Origin of the sequence: Marinobacter lacisalsi, from assembly GCF_042651045.1 — a bacterium.
Lineage (GTDB): Bacteria > Pseudomonadota > Gammaproteobacteria > Pseudomonadales > Oleiphilaceae > Marinobacter > Marinobacter lacisalsi.
Genome location: NZ_JBHSDI010000056.1, coordinates 11,527 through 29,068, shown reverse-complemented (window position 1 = coordinate 29,068; position 17,542 = coordinate 11,527). Strand labels below are relative to the sequence as shown.

16 protein-coding genes are annotated in these 17,542 nt (G+C 60.5%); 9 read left to right on the top strand and 7 right to left on the bottom strand.

Annotation, left to right across the window (positions count from 1 at the left end):
* The first annotated feature begins 129 nt into the window (after positions 1 to 129).
* Genes purB through ACFOZ5_RS15345 form a run of 3 tightly spaced genes read left to right on the top strand, consistent with a single transcriptional unit; the run spans position 130 to position 3,634 of the window.
* Positions 130 to 1,503, top strand: coding sequence for an adenylosuccinate lyase (gene purB, locus ACFOZ5_RS15355; RefSeq protein ID WP_379888868.1), 1,374 nt, complete (start codon positions 130 to 132; stop codon positions 1,501 to 1,503).
* The gene (locus tag ACFOZ5_RS15350) at positions 1,500 to 2,663 is read left to right on the top strand and encodes a JmjC domain-containing protein (protein ID WP_379888866.1); all 1,164 of its coding nucleotides are present in this window, start codon (positions 1,500 to 1,502) and stop codon (positions 2,661 to 2,663) included. The genes purB and ACFOZ5_RS15350 overlap by 4 nt, the downstream gene beginning before the upstream one ends.
* The gene (locus tag ACFOZ5_RS15345; protein ID WP_379888864.1) at positions 2,660 to 3,634 is read left to right on the top strand and encodes a GNAT family N-acetyltransferase; all 975 of its coding nucleotides are present in this window, start codon (positions 2,660 to 2,662) and stop codon (positions 3,632 to 3,634) included. Before ACFOZ5_RS15350 ends, ACFOZ5_RS15345 begins: the two co-directional genes overlap by 4 nt.
* Here the strand turns inward: ACFOZ5_RS15345 and ACFOZ5_RS15340 are convergent.
* Entirely contained in the window at positions 3,623 to 4,633 is a 1,011-nt protein-coding gene (locus ACFOZ5_RS15340) for a LysR family transcriptional regulator (RefSeq protein WP_379888863.1), read from the bottom strand. The two genes, ACFOZ5_RS15345 and ACFOZ5_RS15340, sit on opposite strands and share 12 nt — an antisense overlap.
* A gap of 210 nt (positions 4,634 to 4,843) precedes the next feature.
* Here ACFOZ5_RS15340 and ACFOZ5_RS15335 point away from each other — a divergent pair, with 210 nt between their 5' ends.
* Together ACFOZ5_RS15335 and ACFOZ5_RS15330 are read left to right on the top strand one after the other, a co-directional pair.
* The gene (locus ACFOZ5_RS15335) at positions 4,844 to 5,617 is read left to right on the top strand and encodes a hypothetical protein (RefSeq protein ID WP_379888861.1); all 774 of its coding nucleotides are present in this window, start codon (positions 4,844 to 4,846) and stop codon (positions 5,615 to 5,617) included.
* A gap of 195 nt (positions 5,618 to 5,812) precedes the next feature.
* The gene (locus tag ACFOZ5_RS15330; RefSeq protein WP_379888859.1) at positions 5,813 to 7,813 is read left to right on the top strand and encodes an ATP-binding protein; all 2,001 of its coding nucleotides are present in this window, start codon (positions 5,813 to 5,815) and stop codon (positions 7,811 to 7,813) included.
* Here the strand turns inward: ACFOZ5_RS15330 and ACFOZ5_RS15325 are convergent.
* Complete coding sequence (locus ACFOZ5_RS15325) at positions 7,788 to 8,270, bottom strand: MarR family winged helix-turn-helix transcriptional regulator (protein WP_379888857.1); 483 nt, start codon at positions 8,268 to 8,270, stop codon at positions 7,788 to 7,790. The genes ACFOZ5_RS15330 and ACFOZ5_RS15325 overlap by 26 nt on opposite strands.
* A complete protein-coding gene (locus ACFOZ5_RS15320; protein ID WP_379888855.1) occupies positions 8,271 to 8,756 on the bottom strand; it encodes a glutathione peroxidase in 486 nt (161 codons plus the stop codon). It abuts the gene before it with no gap.
* Between the two features lie 393 nt (positions 8,757 to 9,149).
* On the opposite strand from ACFOZ5_RS15320, the gene ACFOZ5_RS15315 reads away from it, so the two are divergent.
* From ACFOZ5_RS15315 to htpX, 3 genes are all read left to right on the top strand, one after another.
* Positions 9,150 to 10,364 (top strand): pyridoxal phosphate-dependent aminotransferase, encoded by a 1,215-nt coding sequence (locus tag ACFOZ5_RS15315; RefSeq protein ID WP_379888853.1) that lies wholly within the window; start codon positions 9,150 to 9,152, stop codon positions 10,362 to 10,364.
* 46 nt (positions 10,365 to 10,410) lie between these two features.
* Positions 10,411 to 10,890 (top strand): hypothetical protein, encoded by a 480-nt coding sequence (locus ACFOZ5_RS15310; RefSeq protein WP_379888851.1) that lies wholly within the window; start codon positions 10,411 to 10,413, stop codon positions 10,888 to 10,890.
* A gap of 117 nt (positions 10,891 to 11,007) precedes the next feature.
* A complete protein-coding gene (gene htpX / locus ACFOZ5_RS15305) occupies positions 11,008 to 11,895 on the top strand; it encodes a protease HtpX (protein WP_379888849.1) in 888 nt (295 codons plus the stop codon).
* Between the two features lie 30 nt (positions 11,896 to 11,925).
* On the opposite strand, the gene ACFOZ5_RS15300 is transcribed toward htpX, so the two are convergent.
* The 3 genes from ACFOZ5_RS15300 to ACFOZ5_RS15290 all read right to left on the bottom strand — a co-directional run bounded on the left by ACFOZ5_RS15300 (position 11,926) and on the right by ACFOZ5_RS15290 (position 15,070).
* Positions 11,926 to 13,092: a 4-phosphoerythronate dehydrogenase gene (locus ACFOZ5_RS15300; protein WP_379888939.1), complete on the bottom strand. Its 1,167-nt coding sequence runs from the start codon at positions 13,090 to 13,092 to the stop codon at positions 11,926 to 11,928.
* 21 nt (positions 13,093 to 13,113) lie between these two features.
* Positions 13,114 to 14,397, bottom strand: a complete 1,284-nt coding sequence (locus ACFOZ5_RS15295) for a DEAD/DEAH box helicase (protein ID WP_379888937.1) — start codon at positions 14,395 to 14,397, stop codon at positions 13,114 to 13,116.
* A 64-nt stretch (positions 14,398 to 14,461) separates the two neighbouring features.
* A complete protein-coding gene (locus tag ACFOZ5_RS15290; RefSeq protein WP_379888847.1) occupies positions 14,462 to 15,070 on the bottom strand; it encodes an elongation factor P hydroxylase in 609 nt (202 codons plus the stop codon).
* Between the two features lie 158 nt (positions 15,071 to 15,228).
* Here ACFOZ5_RS15290 and dsbD point away from each other — a divergent pair, with 158 nt between their 5' ends.
* Positions 15,229 to 17,103, top strand: coding sequence for a protein-disulfide reductase DsbD (gene dsbD, locus ACFOZ5_RS15285; protein WP_379888845.1), 1,875 nt, complete (start codon positions 15,229 to 15,231; stop codon positions 17,101 to 17,103).
* Here dsbD and tusA read toward each other — a convergent pair.
* On the bottom strand, positions 17,100 to 17,342 hold the full coding sequence (tusA, locus tag ACFOZ5_RS15280) for a sulfurtransferase TusA (protein ID WP_379888935.1): 243 nt from the start codon (positions 17,340 to 17,342) through the stop codon (positions 17,100 to 17,102). The genes dsbD and tusA overlap by 4 nt on opposite strands.
* Positions 17,343 to 17,542: the final 200 nt, after the last annotated feature.

The window sequence follows — 17,542 nt, the reverse complement described above, 5'->3', positions numbered from 1 at the left end:
GCGCCACCAGCGCGGTCCGCGTAGCGCTGAATTGCCGCTTGCGCTGGTGTATCATAGGCACCAGATCATTTACCCGCAGGCCGCCGCAGCTTCCTGCGCCCTGCCCGATTCTGATGAGGTGTAAAACTGATGGAACTGACCAGCCTGACCGCCATTTCGCCGGTGGACGGCCGCTACGGCAACAAAGTTTCGGTATTCCGGGAAATTTTCAGCGAGTACGGGCTGATCCGCAACCGGGTCAAGGTGGAAGTGCGCTGGCTGCAGCAGCTCGCCGACCATCCGGATATTACCGAAGTACCGCCCCTCAGCACTGGCGCCAGGGATGCACTGGACCACATCATCGACAACTTCAGCCTGGCGGATGCAGAGGCCATCAAATCCATCGAGCGGACCACCAACCACGACGTCAAGGCGGTGGAATACTTCATCAAGGACAAGATCGCGCCAGTGGACGAACTGCAGGCCATCACCGAATTCGTCCACTTCGCCTGTACCTCCGAGGATATCAACAACCTCTCCCACGCCCTGATGCTGCGGGAAGGCCTCGACGACGGCCTGCTGCCGGCCATGGACAAGATTGTCAAACACCTCGAGACGCTCTCACTGGAGCACGCTGAACAGCCCATGCTGTCCCGCACCCATGGCCAGACCGCGTCGCCAAGTACCGTTGGCAAGGAACTGGCCAACGTCGTCCATCGGCTGCGCCGTCAGCTGGCCCAGATCCGGAAGGTGGAACTACTGGGCAAGATCAACGGCGCCGTAGGTAACTACAACGCTCATCTCTCGGCCTATCCCTCTATTGACTGGGCGGCCAACGCCAAAGCTTTTGTGGAAGGCCTGGGGCTATCCTGGAACCCGTACACCACCCAGATCGAACCCCACGACTACATTGCGGAGCTGTTTGATGCCGTTGGGCGGTTCAACACCATCCTGATTGACCTCAACCGCGACCTGTGGGGTTACATCTCCCTCGGTTACTTCAAGCAGAAGACCGTGGCCGGGGAAATCGGCTCCTCCACCATGCCCCACAAGGTCAACCCCATCGACTTCGAGAACTCCGAAGGCAACCTGGGCATTGCCAACGCACTCATGGCACACCTGGGCAGCAAGTTGCCGATTTCCCGCTGGCAGCGTGACCTGACCGACTCAACCGTGCTGCGTAACCTGGGCGTTGGGTTTGCCCACAGCCTGATTGCCTACGAGTCGACCCTTAAAGGGCTGGGTAAGCTGGAAGTGAATCCGGCACGCCTGGCCGCAGATCTGGATAACGCCTGGGAAGTGTTGGCCGAGCCGATCCAGACCGTGATGCGCCGCTACAATATCGAGAAGCCCTACGAAAAACTCAAGGAACTGACCCGGGGCAAGGACATGACTCCGGAGCTGATCCAGGATTTCGTACAGAGCCTGGATATCCCCCAGGCGGCAAAAGATGAACTCATGGCGCTGACGCCGGCCACCTACACCGGCAATGCCGCCCAACAGGCTGGTAATATCGGATCATGACCGTACCCGACCGACTGCCCGGCGGCCTGTCCGCCGACACCTTCCTGCGGGACTACTGGCAGAAGAAGCCACTGGTCATCCGCAAGGCGTTCCCTGGCTTCCAGTGCCCGGTGAGCGCCGATGAGCTGGCCGGGCTGGCCTGCGAACAGGCGGTGGAGTCCCGCATCGTGGTGGAGGAGGAGAACGGTCACCCCTGGCAGCTCCATAACGGCCCCTTCGGGACAGACCGCTTCACCTCCCCGCCCGCCGGCAACTGGACGCTGCTGGTCCAGGGGCTGGACCACTGGGTACCGGAAGTAGCCGATATCCTCGACCACTTCCGCTTCATACCCAACTGGCGGCTGGACGACATCATGGCCAGCTATGCGCCGCCCGGTGGCAGCGTCGGCCCCCATTACGACCAGTACGATGTATTCCTTCTGCAGGCGGAAGGGCACCGGCGCTGGCGTTTTGGCGGCGAATGCAGTGATCAGTCACCCCGGGTGGACGGCACGCCGCTGCGCATCCTGAAGGACTGGCAGCCGGAAGAGGAAGTGGTACTTGAGCCCGGCGACATGCTCTACCTGCCACCGGGCATCGGTCATCACGGCGTCGCCGAGGACGACTGCATTACCCTGTCCGTCGGTTTCCGGGCGCCAACCGTGGACGACCTGCTGACCAGCTTCACGGACTTCCTCTGTTCCGAAACCGATGTAACGGGCCACTTCCCGGATCGCGAACCGGAGTTGTCGGACAACCCGGGCACTATTGGTCAGGGTGTGCTGGACCGGCTGCAGGCCGAGATCCAGTCGCGCATATCCGACCGCCGCCAGCTCGCCCTGTGGTTCGGACAATTCAGTACGGCGCCCAAGAACAGCGACATCGTGATTCCAGCCGAACCACCGGCTACCACTGACGACCTGCTGGAAGCCCTGGGTAGTGATGGCGTGCTGCGCTGGAATGAGGGCTCGCGTTTCGCCTATACGGAACTGGACGAGCAGACGGCGCTTTTCGTGGATGGGGAACGTTACCTGCTCGGTGGCGATGCCCGCCCGCTGGCGCCGCTACTGTGCTCGGCCAGCCGGCCGGACACCGCTGCTATCGCCCGACTTTGCCAGGACCCGGCGCTCGCTGAGCTGCTGACCGTTCTCTACAATCAGGGAAGCCTTTATTTCGAATGACCGTGAGATTCCGCAAGTACAGCTGGCAGCTGGCGCCCCAGGAACTCAAGACAATCCGCCAGACTGTCTTCATCGACGAGCAGAACGTGCCCCCCGAGCTGGAATGGGACGACACTGACGAAATCGCCGATCATTTCCTGGCGGTACTGGCAGACAACACGCCGGTTGCCACTGCGCGCATGTTCAACACACTTGATGATACCGCCCATATCGGTCGTATGGCGGTGCTGCCGGAACACCGCGGCAGCGGGATTGGCGAGGAACTGCTGCGGCACCTGATGGTCCAGGCCGCTGGTCAGGTGCGGAATATTCACCTCTCGGCTCAGGAACACGCCGTTGCCTTCTACCAACGCAGCAGCTTCCACGTCTGCACGGAGCCCTACGATGACGCCGGCATCCCCCACTACGGCATGCGCTGCCTCGCGCCGACGCTGGCCACCCGGCATTTTGTTGACGACAGCGTACGACCATGGCCTCTGATACTGGGCGCAGACGACAAAAGCTGGCTGATCGATAGTGAACACCAGGTGCCGGAGCTGATGGACAGCCTGGTGGGCCAGGCCCGGCAACGGGTGTGGCTGTATGACCGGATGCTTGACCATGACCTCTACGATCGCCAGTCGTTCCGGGACCTGCTGTCCTGGCTGGCCCGACATCACCGCAATAGCGAAGTCCGCCTGCTCATCCACGATGACACCCCACTGGTAAAACGCCGCCATCGCGTGGTGGAACTGGCGCGCCGCCTGCCCAGTGCCATCAGCCTGCGACTGATCAATGAGGACTATCCACCAACGGAGCAACCCTTTCTGCTGGTGGACCGTCAGGGCGTATTGTTCAGGCACCAGTTTGACCGTCCGGAAGGTTTTGCCGGCTTTGCCGACAGTGGTCGGGTCAAGTTAGTGGCGGAAAACTTCCAACGCATGTGGGATACCGCCCGACCTTCTCTCGAATTGAGAGAACTACCGCTCTGACCGATGGGGGCCGTCTGGCTCCTCGGCCTCGAACTGACGCCCGAACTCGGCGAACTCCTCGTCCACCTCCCCGGCCACTTCAGCAACCAGCCGCCGCAGCCACTGGTGGTCCGCATTGTGTTGCAAGAGTGGGCTCCAGGCCATCTTCAGCTCGAAAGGGGGGATATCAAAGGGTGGCGGCTTGATGACCAGCTGCGGATTGTCCTTCTGCAGCCAGGCGGCCCGGCTGGGCAGCGTGGCAATCAGGTCGTGCTGCTCCGCCAGCAGCATTGCCACCTGGTAGTGGCGGGTGAAAACGGAAATGTGCCGCTTGCGCCCCATCAGGCCCAGAGCCTCATCCACCCAGCCAAGGCGCTGCACATCTTTGGGGTTGACCCCCACACCCACGCCAAAGCCGGTCTTGCTGACCCAGATATGGCTGGCCTCAAGATAGCTGTCCAGGGTGAACGGGTCTTGCAGGATCGGGTTGCGAACGTTCATCAGGCAGGCAAAGTACTCGGTCCACAGGGTTTTCTGGTGGAACGACTGGGGGATCTTGTCAAACCGGTTAATGGCCATGTCCAGGCGCCCCTGCTCCACATCCTGGAAGCTCACGTCACTGGGTGTGAGTACATCGAGGATAACGTTGGGGGCTTCCTGACGGATCCGTCGCAGCACCCGAGGCATCAGGCAGGATTCGGCATAATCACTGGCCATGATACGAAACACCCGCTGGCTCTCGCCGGCCGAGAACGAAGCCTTCTCCTGAACCGCCTGCTCGATGTTCGAGAGAATACTGCGCACCAGTGGCTGCAACTCCGTGGCCCGCTCGGTTGCAGTCATACCCTCACTGGTACGGACCAGCAAAGGGTCGTCAAACAGATCCCGCAGGCGACGCAGACCATTGCTCATGGCCGGCTGGGTAATGCCCAGGTGATTGGCGGCTTTGGTGACATTCTTTTCCCGCAGCAACACATCCAGGTATACCAGCAGGTTCAGGTCAACGCGGGAAATATCCATGACAGGCGGGGGCCTCCGGAACGCTATTATTGTGTCACTATATCACCTGTAACAAGATGGAACGGAATCGATTAGACTTTTCCGCTAGTCTGCCAGATACTTGCGATAGCTCACGCACTTCCGGACAGGTCAATACGGCTCCGAAGGTCACCTGTTCCGGGACGAGCTTTCCCCAATCATAAAGATAATCAGGGAGCGCCCCAGGGATACATGAATACCACCACCATTATCCTGCTTCTGCTGACGGTCGTTGTCATATCGATCGTCATCGTCGTTGTCAGTCAGATGCGCGAACGCGCCCGTATCGAGCGTGCCCGTCGCATCGCCACCCTGGAAGACGCCTACAACCGGGCCTATCGCATCTATGACGAGTTGCCCGGCCAGTACCTGACCCGGGACATCAAACTGCTGCTGCTTCGTCGCATGGAAGAAACCTGCAACGGTCTCCAGCAGGAGCGCACCGACCTGCCGGTGAAGCAGTGGCTGGCCACGGTACGGGAAAACAAACAAAGGGTGATGGACGGAACCGACGAACACCCCAAGGTCATCATCGACTCTCCGGAGAAGTCCAATTATGTCAAGGAGTTGCTGCAAAACCTTTTCAAACTGATTGAATCCCTGCACAAGTCCGGCAAGATCAACGCTGCCACAGCCAAGGCCAACCTGCATCACGTCCTGTTTACCATCCACAAAACCCATGCGGACCTGTTCGTTTTCCAGGCCAGGGATCATGTACAACAGAACGAATTGCGCAAGGCTATCCACGCCTACCACCTGGCAGCCTCGGAGATGGCCAAGTCCAGGGGCAATGATATGGCCGCGAGGGCCGTGGCGGCGTTCAAGGGACGAATCCATGAGCTTGAACAGGAACTGAGCAGTGGCGAGCAGGCCCGTTCGGCGGAACAGCAAAGCCGGCTGGACAAGCAATGGGACACCTTCCTCCATGACGATACCTGGAAGAAGAAAGCCGATTACGATGACTGACATGCGGCCGCGGATGAGCCGATCTCACAGGGATAATGTCCCATCCAGGTAATTCGTTGACCCACCGCTTGCCGGTGGAGACACTGGCAGGATGCCAGCTCCGCCATTGTGGTGGCTCCATATCAGGGGGCAACTCAGCCCTCATGGCTTTCAGGGACTCAGTAGGCTAACGAATTACCCGGACGGGAAACTATAGTGACGCACCTTTTCAAGAACCGCCTTTCGTACCGCCTCACCCGCAACACCGTGTTGCTGGCCATGGCCGTGGGGCTTGTTCTTAACCTGATTCAGGTGACAGTGGAATACCACAGCACCCGTGCCTACATGAATCAGGATATCGAAGCGCTGATGGACATCAGCCACAGCCCCGCCTCCCAGATTGCCTATAATATCGATACCCGTCTGGCCGGCGAACTGCTGGACGGCATGCTGCGCCATCCGGCGGTCATCGACGCCCGTATTCAGGATGCCAAGAACCGCACCTTGTCCGCGGCCAGTCGTGGCAGTGGTGATGGCAGTTATCGCTGGATCAGTGATCTGCTGTTCGGCGAAACCCGTCGCTACACCACGGAACTGGAAGTGCCAGACCTCGAAGAGGTCGAACTGGGCGAGCTGGTCATTACCATTTCCACCAACCACTATGGCAACCTTTTCCTGTCTCGCGCCACCTTCCTCCTGATCAGTGGCATCCTCAAGAGCCTGGTACTGTCCGCCATGCTGCTGGTGGTGTTCTATTTTGTGCTGACCAAACCCATGATGCGGGTGATCAGCAGCCTGCAGGATGTCCGCAACGCCCCGGAAAAAGCCCGCCTGCCGGTGCCTTCGTCCCACGAGCACGACGAGATTGGCAGCATGGTGGCGATCATCAACCGCCACCTGCAGACCGTCGACTCCTCCCTGAGCCAGCTGCGGGAAGTCGAAAGCCAGATGAAGGACTACTCCGGCAAGCTGGAGCGGGAAGTGGAAGATCGCACCCGGGAAATCTCCGAAAAGAACGAAGCCCTGCAACGGGGTAACCGGGCCCTGATCCGCGCCAAGGAAGACGCCGTCCGCCGTGCCCAGACTCGCGCCCGCTTCCTCGCCAGCATGAGCCACGAGATACGGACACCGCTCAACGGTGTTCTGGGCATGCTGGAGCTCGCCCTGGAAAGCAACCTTGAGCCGTCGCAACGTCATCAGTTGGAGATTGCCCACCGGGCTGGCCAGAGCCTGCTGAGCCTGCTCAACGACATTCTCGATATCTCCAAGGTGGAGGCCGGGAAGCTGGATCTGGAGGTCATTTCCTTCGACTTGCGCACCCTGATCACCGAGTGCGCCACTATCCACGGCGAACAGGCACGTCGAAAGGGGCTGGAGTTTGTCACCCAACTTGAGACCGGTCTGGCACCCCGATACCTGGGCGATCCAACCCGTCTGCGGCAGGTGGCCAACAACCTGCTCTCCAACGCCATCAAGTTCACCGACGAGGGGAAGATCTCGATCCACCTGGCCCACACACCGGAGGGCGTCCGCCTGGAAATCAGGGACACGGGTATCGGTATGTCACGGCAGGAGCTTAACCGGATTTTCTCGCCGTTCTCCCAGGCGGCCACCGATACCACCCGCCGTTACGGCGGCACCGGCCTGGGCCTGGCCCTGTGTCAGCAACTGGTTGAACGCATGCACGGTCAGATCCGGGTGGATTCCCGGGAGGGAGAAGGCACCTGGTTCACCGTTACCCTGCCGTTACCGGCGGATAACAGTACGGAAAAGGACGAACCGGCAAACCCGCCAAGTACCGAGGCAGGTGTCAGCAGACGCCAGTGCCGGATACTCCTGGTGGAAGATAACCGGGTCAACCAGATCGTGGCTTCCGGCCTGCTGCATAAACTCGGGCATGAAGTAGACCACGCCGAGAACGGGGAGCGGGCGCTGGCGGCACTGTCACTGAAACCCTATGACCTGGTGCTGATGGACTGCCAGATGCCGGTGATGGATGGTTACGAGGCAACCCGGCGGATTCGCCAGAACCCGGAGTGGAAGAAACTGCCGGTGATTGCCGTCACCGCCAATGTCATGGCTGGCGACCGTGAGGAGTGCCTGGCCGCCGGCATGGACGACTACATCACCAAACCCTATAACCGCGACGTGCTGGACCAGATGATCCAGCGCTGGGCGGTCACGCAGGACACTAGCGGGCCTCCTCAAGACGGCTGAGCAGTTCCCTGAGGTCTTCCCGCAGCTGCACCGCCTGATCCGGCCCCACCCCCAGGTCGCACAGCAGACGCAGGGGCACATCGGATGCCCGGTCACGCATTGACCGCCCTTCCCCGGTCAGCGCCACCGTCACCACGCGCTCATCTTCACTGGAACGTTGGCGGGTCAGCAGGCCACGCTGCTCCAGGCGGCGCAGCAACGGTGTCAGGGTTCCCGAATCCAGGCGCAGGCGTTCGCCGATGGACGAGACCCTGGGGCTATCGCCCTTGCGGTCCGCTTCCCACATCACCAGCATGACCAGGTACTGCGGATAGGTCAGATCCAGTTCCGCCAGCAGCGGCCGGTAACGCCCGGTAATAGCACGGTTGACCGCGTAGAGGGCAAAACAGAGCTGATTGTCCAGGGCCAGCAGGTTGTCAATGTCTTCCTCACCGGGCCGGGCTTGCTGATCATTCACTTACAGGAGCTCCACAATATCATCACGGATGGCTTCGGGTTTCGCGGTCGGCGGATAACGCCGGACTACCTGACCATCCCGGTTTACCAGGAACTTGGTAAAGTTCCACTTCACTTTTTTGGACCCCATCATACCCGGAGCTTCCTCTTTCAGCAGCCGGTAAAGCGGGTGGGCATCCGCTCCGTTCACCTGCAGCTTGGAAAACATGGGAAAACTGACGCCGTAGTTCAGTGAACAGAATTCACTGATCTGGCCGTTTTCGCCCGGGTCCTGGTTCATGAACTGGTTACACGGAAAACCCAGCACCTCCAGCCCCCGCTCCCCCAGTTCATCGTACAGTGCCTGCAAGCCTTCAAACTGGGGCGTAAAGCCACACTTCGAGGCGGTATTCACGATGAGCAGAACCTTGCCGGCGTAATCCGCCATGGCCCGGCTCTGGCCCTTGATGTCTGTGACTTCGATATCGTAAATGGGGGCTGTGGTCATGTCTGCAGTGCTCCTGTATTTTTAACAATTATATTGTGCACAATTCTTCATCTGGACGCCAGTTTGAGAAATATCCTCCAACATGCGGCGCCCGTTGCCATTTTTCATCACAATTGCGCCCTGTTCGGACTGTTTTTTACGGTCCCGGCTCCGCTAGAATGGTGGACCTGTTTCTAGCGCAGCCTGTCGGACTTAAGCGATCGTCACGAGCAAGACGGGAAAGCGAGCGCAAATTTTTCGGATTTTGAGGCGCATAGTGGTTCTATGTAACGAAAGATCCGGAACATTGGAGCCGTTTTCCCGCCGGCGCAGCAGATCAGCCTTAAGTCCGACAAGCTGCCAGACTGCCGCCTGTTACGGCACGCACGCACAACCATCGGGAAAACGCCTTCTATGCAGAACTACAGAAAATCCGCAAAACTGGACAACGTCTGTTACGAAATCCGTGGCCCGGTTCTGCGTGAAGCGCGTCGTCTCGAAGAAGAAGGTCACCGTATACTCAAGCTCAACATTGGTAACCCCGCCGCCTTTGAGCTGGACGTGCCGGAGGAAATCCAGCAGGACGTGATCTACAACCTCCACCTGGCCCAGGGCTACGTGGAATCCAAGGGGTTGTTCTCCGCCCGCAAGGCCGTCATGCACTACTGCCAGGAACGGGGTATCGACAAGGTGGATATCGACGACATCTACCTGGGCAATGGCGTCAGCGAACTGATCGTCATGTCCATGCAGGCCTTGCTGAATACCGGCGATGAAGTACTCGTGCCTGCCCCGGACTACCCGCTCTGGACGGCTGCGGTAACCCTGTCCAGCGGCAAGGCCGTGCACTACCGCTGTGACGAACAACAGGACTGGTTCCCGGACCTGGACGATATCCGCCGCAAGATCACCAATCGCACCAAGGCCATTGTACTGATCAATCCCAACAACCCCACCGGTGCCGTCTACCCGAAGGAGTTGCTGGAGGATGTGATCGAGCTGGCCCGGCAGCACAACCTCATCATCCTGTCCGACGAGATCTACGACAAGATCCTGTATGACGGCGTTGAGCACGTACCCACCGCATCGCTTGCCGATGACGTCCTGTTCTTCACGTTCAACGGTCTGTCCAAGAACTACCGGGCCGCCGGCTATCGCTCCGGCTGGCTGATCATCAGCGGCGCCAAGCACAAGGCTGGCGACCTGATCGAGGGTATCGACATGCTGGCGTCCATGCGGCTGTGTGCCAATGTGCCGGCCCAGCTGGCCATTCAGACTGCCCTCGGCGGCTACCAGTCCATTGACGACCTGGTAGCGCCCGGCGGGCGGCTATACGAACAGCGGGAAACCGCCTGGCGACTGCTCAATGACATCCCCGGCGTCAGCTGCGTAAAACCCAAGGGGGCCCTGTACCTGTTTCCCAAACTGGACCCGGAGGTTTACCCCATCGAGGATGACGAACAGTTCGTGATGGACCTGCTGCAACAGGAACGTATCCTGCTCGTGCAGGGCTCCGGCTTCAATATTGACGACCGCCAGCACTTCCGGGTGGTGTTCCTGCCCCGGGTGGACGCCCTGGAAGACGCCATCGGTCGACTGGAACGCTTCCTTTCCACCTGGGGCCAGTAGGTCAATGGACGACGGGTGACCAGCGGCAACAGCAGGAGGTCAAAGCTTGGCTGATATCCACATCGAAGAATTCTACCGGGATTCCGCCATCGCCCTGGTGCAGCTTTACAGCGTGTTCCCCAGGCGCATCAACCTGTTTGTCGAGGACATTGCCGGACCGGATGAGCCCGATGAGTTCGGGCTGCACAGCCCCCGGCATATGGCCTGTTTTGGCGCCCTGCTGTGGCTGGAGGAGGAAGGCCTGCTGCGCTATGTGGACACCATTCGCCAGGAGGCCCTGGACCAGGCCGTGCTGACCCGCGATGCCTTTATCCGGCTAAGCACTCCGGCTCCCTACGACCTGGTGGCTGCACTCGACCTTCCGGAGCCCGGCGTGCCGGCCCCGGATGACGATTCGCTGCCACGCTCGGTTCGCCAGGACCGGTCCACCTGGGTGCACGTGCTTCGCCAGTCCATCCGTGGCGGTCATTCTCCCACCCTCAACCGGGCCATGCAGGCGGCTTTCTTCGCACCCACGGGGAACTGACACCCCGGCCTGATGTCTTTCTCACCCGACAATACATTTAAAGGTCGCCGGCCATTGAAATGGCCGGATATGGACCGATATCGGGCAACAGAGACTGTCCTTCCGGAGTGAGAGAGAATGAGAATACTGCTGTTCCTTGCCACCAACCTGGCGGTCATTGTGGTGGCCAGTGTCACCCTGAGCCTGCTCGGCGTTGACGGCTATCTGCAACAGAACGGGATCAACTACAGTTCCCTGTTGGTTTTCGCCGCCGTGTTCGGCTTTGCCGGCTCGTTCATTTCCCTGCTGATATCCAAATTCATGGCCAAAAGGGCCACTGGCGCCCGGGTCATCGAGTCACCCAGAACCCCGGCGGAACGCTGGCTGGTGGACACAGTGGCAGAGCTCGCCAGGAACGCCGGCATTGGCATGCCAGAGGTGGCCATATTCCCGGCCAGCCAGTCCAATGCCTTTGCCACTGGCTGGAACAAAAATGATGCGCTGGTGGCGGTCAGCGAAGGCCTGCTGCAACGCTTCAACAAGGACGAAATCCGCGCGGTGCTGGGCCATGAGATCGGCCACGTGGCGAACGGTGATATGGTCACCCTGGCCCTGATTCAGGGGGTGGTGAACACCTTCGTGATTTTCGCGGCACGGGTGATCGGCTCGCTGGTGGACCGGGTGGTCTTCCGCAACGAGAGTGGCCACGGCCTGGGCTTCTTTGTGGTAACCATTGTGGCGGAAATTGTGCTCGGCATCCTGGCCAGCACCATTGTGTTCTGGTTTTCCAGACGGCGGGAATTCCGGGCGGATATCGCTGGTGCCCAGCTGGCGGGAACAGGGGCCATGATCAGCGCACTGGCGCGGCTCAAACAGGAAAGCGAAATGCCCGACCAGATGCCTGACAGCCTCCAGGCCTTCGGCATCAACCGGGGCTCCCGCCAGGGCCTGGCGGCCTTGTTCATGACCCACCCGCCCCTTGAGGATCGTATTGCGGCCCTGAAACAGGCCAGCCAGGCAGGGTAAAGGACAGAGCAACCGTGGAGCGTCCAGGGCTTAGGCTTTGGACGCCTCAATGACCTCAAAGCCACATTTCGACAGCCCCTTAGCGGTGTCGCTGCCCGGCGGCACCCTAACGGCCAGGCTCGACGGCTCACGGCGTACCGGGTACCGTTTTCGCTGTTCATCAAAGGCCGCCCCCCTGGGGTTACCAGCGGCGTCAGCCCGGGCAAGTGCTCCCCGTAGCCGGCTATCGTCGTCGCGGGGATCGTAGCAGGCCATCAGTGCCCGGTGCAGGGCATCCATAGGCTCCACCTGGTCAGTGAAGTGAAGCTCCGATAGCAGCGGCGGCGGCAGGACCGATGCCAGGCGGGCTGGCATATCCGCACCGGCCCACTGGTGCAGGGCCCGGGCGATCATTTCGGTGCCGCGACATTTTCCCTCCAGGCTGCAGCCTGCGATGTGAGGCGTGGCGAGCCAGCAGCTGTCCACCAGTTCCGGCAAAGGTTCCGGTTCGTTTTCCCACACATCCAGTGCTACCAGGGGTGCTTCAGGCTCCCGCATACGTTCCAGCAGCGCCCGGTTGTCGATAACCGGGCCACGCCCGCTGTTGATCAGTAGCTGGCCAGCCCCGAGCCGGGACAGCAGAGCGGCATCCAGCAGGTGCGCAGTGGCATGGGGACCTGCGGTGGTCAGCGGTGTATGCAGCGACACCACATCGCACTGCAGTACATCATCCAGGGAGGCGAACGGAAGATCGGCGCCCTGCTGCTGGCGGGGGGGATCACTGACCCTGACGTTAACCCCAAGAGCCAGAAGGCGCTGAACCAGGGCACCACCCACGTTTCCCGCGCCAATAACGCCAACGCTCAGGCCATCAAAACCCGGGCGTTGCTGGCGAACCAGGTACACGGAGAGCACCGACAGAACATATTGCACGACACTGCTGGCATTGCATCCGGGCGCTGAGGAAAAGGTGATGCCCTGACGGGCCAGCCACTGGGTGTCCACATGGTCGGTACCGATGGTGGCAGTACCGACAAACCTGACGTTGGTGCCAGCCAGCAGCGCGGCATCGACCCGGGTCACGGAGCGCACCAGCAGTACATCCGCGTCCCGTAACTGATCGCGGATGAGGCTCCGGCCATTCACCCGGGTCAGCGCACCGACATCCCCGCAGAAGGCTTCCAGCAAGGGAATATTCTCATCCGCGACGATCCGCAGCGAAGCCATCTCCGACAGAGATCAGCGGTTGCCGGAAGGCCGTGACCGTCCGCGACCGCCCTGCCCTGAGCGTCCACGGTTGCCACCACTGCGCGGGCCACCGCTGGAACGACGGGCGCCACGACGACGCTGGATCGGTGGTTTCTCGAGGGGCTGGAGTAGCTCCTCTTCCGGCACCGAGGTGGTCAGCTTCTGGCTGATGTACGTTTCGATGGACGGCAGCGCGAAGGCATCGTCTTCGCTGGCGAAGCTGATGGAGATCCCGTGCTCCCCCGCCCGACCGGTTCGGCCAATGCGGTGCACGTAATCTTCGGCATTATCCGGCAGGTTGTAGTTGAACACATGGGTAACACCGTCCACGTGAATGCCACGGCCAGCGACATCTGTGGCCACCAGTACCTGGATCTCGCCGTTCTTGAACTGGTCCAGGGTACGCAACCGTTTGTTCTGGGGAATCTCGCCGGACATCAGGGCAACTTTCACGTCCTGGTTTTTCAGATCCTCTTCCAGATCACGGCACTGGTCGCGGCGGTTGGCGAAGACAATGGCCTTGTCGACACCTTGCTGCTTCAGTGAATTCACCAGAACCGGTAGCTTCTGATCTTCGGAAACCAGGTACACCGTCTGTTTCACACGCTCGGCAGTCTTCTGCTGCGGTTCAATCTCGATGAACTCGGCACCGTGGGTCCACATGGACGCCAGGTTCAGCACGTCCTGATTGAAGGTGGCGCTGAACAGCAGGGTCTGGCGATCGTCATTGGCGGGGCAGCGGCGGATGATACGCTTGACGTCGGGAATGAAACCCATATCCAGCATACGGTCCGCCTCATCCAGGATCAGCAGGTCGACCTGGTCCAGGTAGACATCCTGGGAGCCGAGGAAATCAATCAGACGCCCCGGGGTGGCCACGAGGATGTCCACGATCTCGTTCTGCAACACTTCCCGCTGTTTGTCATAGTTCATGCCGCCCACGACGGACACCACGCGATGTCCGGTGCGTGCGCACAGTTCCTCTGCGTCCTTGGCAATCTGCATGGCCAGCTCGCGGGTGGGTGCCAGTGCCAGCACGCGGGGCTCCGATGCGAACCGGTCCTTGTCATCCACCGGCGTTTCCAGCATCGCCTGAATGGCGGTGATCAGGAAGGCTGCCGTCTTGCCGGTGCCGGTCTGGGCCTGCCCGATCAGGTCATGGCACGCCAGGGTGTACGGCAGCGTTTCCGCCTGGATCGGCGTGCAGTATTCAAACCCGATGTCGGCAATGGCATCCAGTACCCGCTTGTCGAGACCAAGCTCGGCAAAACGCATGCCGCTTTGCTGCCCCTCATTATGCACTGGTGCCTCGGCTGCATTGTCGTTTGTCGTACCGGATTCAGGAGATTGCGTCATAGGCTTCACTTACTGTTGTCAAAGAGTGTGCTGCCCCGGGTTGCTGTCCGGCCAGGCAGGCATGTTGTTCGCGCCACTGGCGAAAGTGCTCGGGGCCGGTGCCATAGAATTCTCTCAGGGCATCCAGGAACTGCCCGGCCCGGACCGGCAAACCCTCGTCCAGGTATTTGCAGGCCTGTTGGTAAACCTTGCGCCGGAAACCGGCCTCGTCAATCGCGCCACCGCCGTCCAGGTTATCCACACTGATGTGGAAACGACTGCCACAGGCTACCGAGAACAGCCATTCGAGCGCCTGGGGCTTGATTTCAACCCGTTCAAAAGCCTGTTGCTGCTCTGGCGTCCGCCCATCCGGGCAGTACCAGTAACCATAGTCTGGCAATTGGCGCCGCTGCTCACCGGCAATGCACCAGTGACTGATCTCATGAAGGGCACTGGCGAAATAGCCGTGGGCGAAAATGACCTGCGCATGGACGCCGGCAACCCCTGCGGGAAGGTACTCCGGCTCGTCGTCACCGCGAACCAGTTCCGTTCCCCGGGATTTCCGGAACAATGTGTTGAACAGTGTGACAAGGTCTTCTGGACGGTGATTCATGGGTCCGTTATTGTGCGGCTTTACTGGCAGGAATTCCAGCAGGATCTTAACGATGAATGGACATATCCCCACAAAAGCCGGGAACTTTCCGCACTTGCCCCAGTCTCGTGTTCCACTCAATGACCTGCTTCCCTGGTAACCGAAAGAAATCGAGCCCCATGCCACTGAATACTGTTGTTCCTGTATATATACGACTGCTCCTGCTGACCCTGATTGCTCTGGCACCCATCGGTACCCCATTGGCTGCTCCGGGCAGCAACAGCCTGGGAGGCCAGGACTTCCTGCCGGTGGACGAGGCACTGCCCTTCAGTTCCACCACCACGGACACCGGGGTCCTGTTACGGTGGGATACGGCGCCGGAGCACTACCTGTACCGTGAACGTATTACCATCGCCCCGGTCTCCGATGACGTTCGCATTTCGGAACCGGTGTTTTCCGAACCCGGGGTGGAGACCGAAGACCCCTACTTCGGAACCGTCAACGTTTTCTACGAACCAGTAGAGGCCCGCGTTGACCTGACACTGCCGGAGGGCACCCGGGAAGCGACGCTGGAAGTCACCTACCAGGGCTGCGCCAAGGCTGGCCTGTGCTATCCGCCACAGACGCGGGAGGTTCTATACTACGCCAGCAATGGCACCCAGGCGGCTTCGCCCTCCGCGCCAGATACGGACAGCGGTGCCGCGAACTCGCAAGCATCCAGCACAGTCAGCGACCTCGATAGCGCCACCGGGCTTGCCGGTTTCCTGTCGGAACAGCCTCTGGTGATTATCGCCCTGGTGTTTCTGGCCCTGGGCCTGGGCCTGACCTTCACGCCCTGCGTGCTGCCGATGGTACCGATCATTTCCACACTGGTATCCAGCCACAATACCCGCAGCACTGCCCAGGCACTGGCACTGGCCTTCAGTTACGTACTGGGAATGGCGCTGACCTATGCTGCGGCAGGGGTCATTACGGGGCTCCTCGGCGCCAGTTTCAATCTCCAGGCCCACCTGCAGTCGCCATGGGTACTGGGTACCTTCGCGGCTCTATTCGTGATTTTTGCGCTGGCCATGTTCAACGTCTTTGACCTGCGCCTGCCCCACGCTATCCAGAACCGCCTCAACGAGGCCAGCCAGAACCTGAGCGGCGGGCGCCTGGCAAGCGTGTTCGGTATAGGCGCGCTGTCGGCACTGGTGGTGTCTCCCTGTGTGTCGGCGCCGCTGGCCGGCAGCCTGCTTTATATCAGTACTACCCAGGACGCCGCAGTTGGCGGTATTGCGTTGTTCTCCCTGGGCCTGGGCATGGGCATTCCGCTTATCCTGGTGGCGGTTGGCGGCCGTCATCTGCTGCCGAAGACCGGCTCGTGGATGAATGTGGTCAAGGCTTTCTACGGGGTCATGCTGATTGCGGTGGCCATCTGGCTGCTGGAGCGTCTGGTGCCGGGCTGGCTTGCGCTGACGCTGTGGGGCGTACTGGCGGCCATCACCGGGGTGCAGCTGGGCGCCTTTGACCACGCCAGGGCTGGCTGGCAGCGAACCTGGAAAGGTGCCGGCCTGGTGCTGTTTGCCTGGGGCCTGGCGTTGCTTGCCGGCGCCCTGTCGGGGGCAACGGACCCCATGAGGCCTTTAGCCCCCTTCATGGCATCCACTGGCAGTAGCGGCAGCACCACGGCGGTTACGGCACACGCCGGTTTTGAGCGGATGGCAGATCCGGATGATCTCCGGGCGCGGCTGGCCGAAGCCAGCAACCGGGGTGAACCGGTCATCCTGGATTTCTACGCCGACTGGTGTATTTCGTGCAAGATCATGGAACGGGAAGTGTTCAGCCAGCCCACGGCGATCACCGCCATGGAACCCTATACCCTGTTACAGATTGACCTGACTGATAACACACCGGCACAGCAGTCACTGCTGGAAGATCTTGGCCTGTTCGGACCTCCGGCGATTCTGTTCTACGACGGCAAAGGGCAGGAAGCCGAGGACCTGAGGGTGCTCGGAGAAATGGATCTGGACCAGTTCGTGAATCATCTGAACCGGGCCGGCGCCGTGCTTTAAGCCCCCCGACGTATCCAGAACAGGTACTCTTCACCCCTCTCTTCCTGCCGCATCAGTTCATGGTTCAGGAACTGACAGAAGCGGGGAATATCCCGTGTCGTGGACGGGTCCGTCGCGACGACCCGGAGCACGCCTCCCACCGGCACATCAGCTATCCGGTTGTGCAACATCATCACCGGTTCAGGGCACATCAGCCCCCGGGCATCCAGTTCAGCATCCTGATTGGGTGTTTCGGTCATTGTTACCTCCCGGACCATGCCCCCTGCCAGAGTGATTGCGTTCATGAGAACACCCTTCAGGCGCCCTCGACAACCTTATGGAAATTCCCGGCCCAGGTGCTAAATTACTGTTTAGATGGTTCATTTTAGACCAGCAGCCTGTCGGACTTAAGTGCTCGTTGCGCGCAAGGTGAAAAAGTGGGCGCAAATGTTTCGGATTT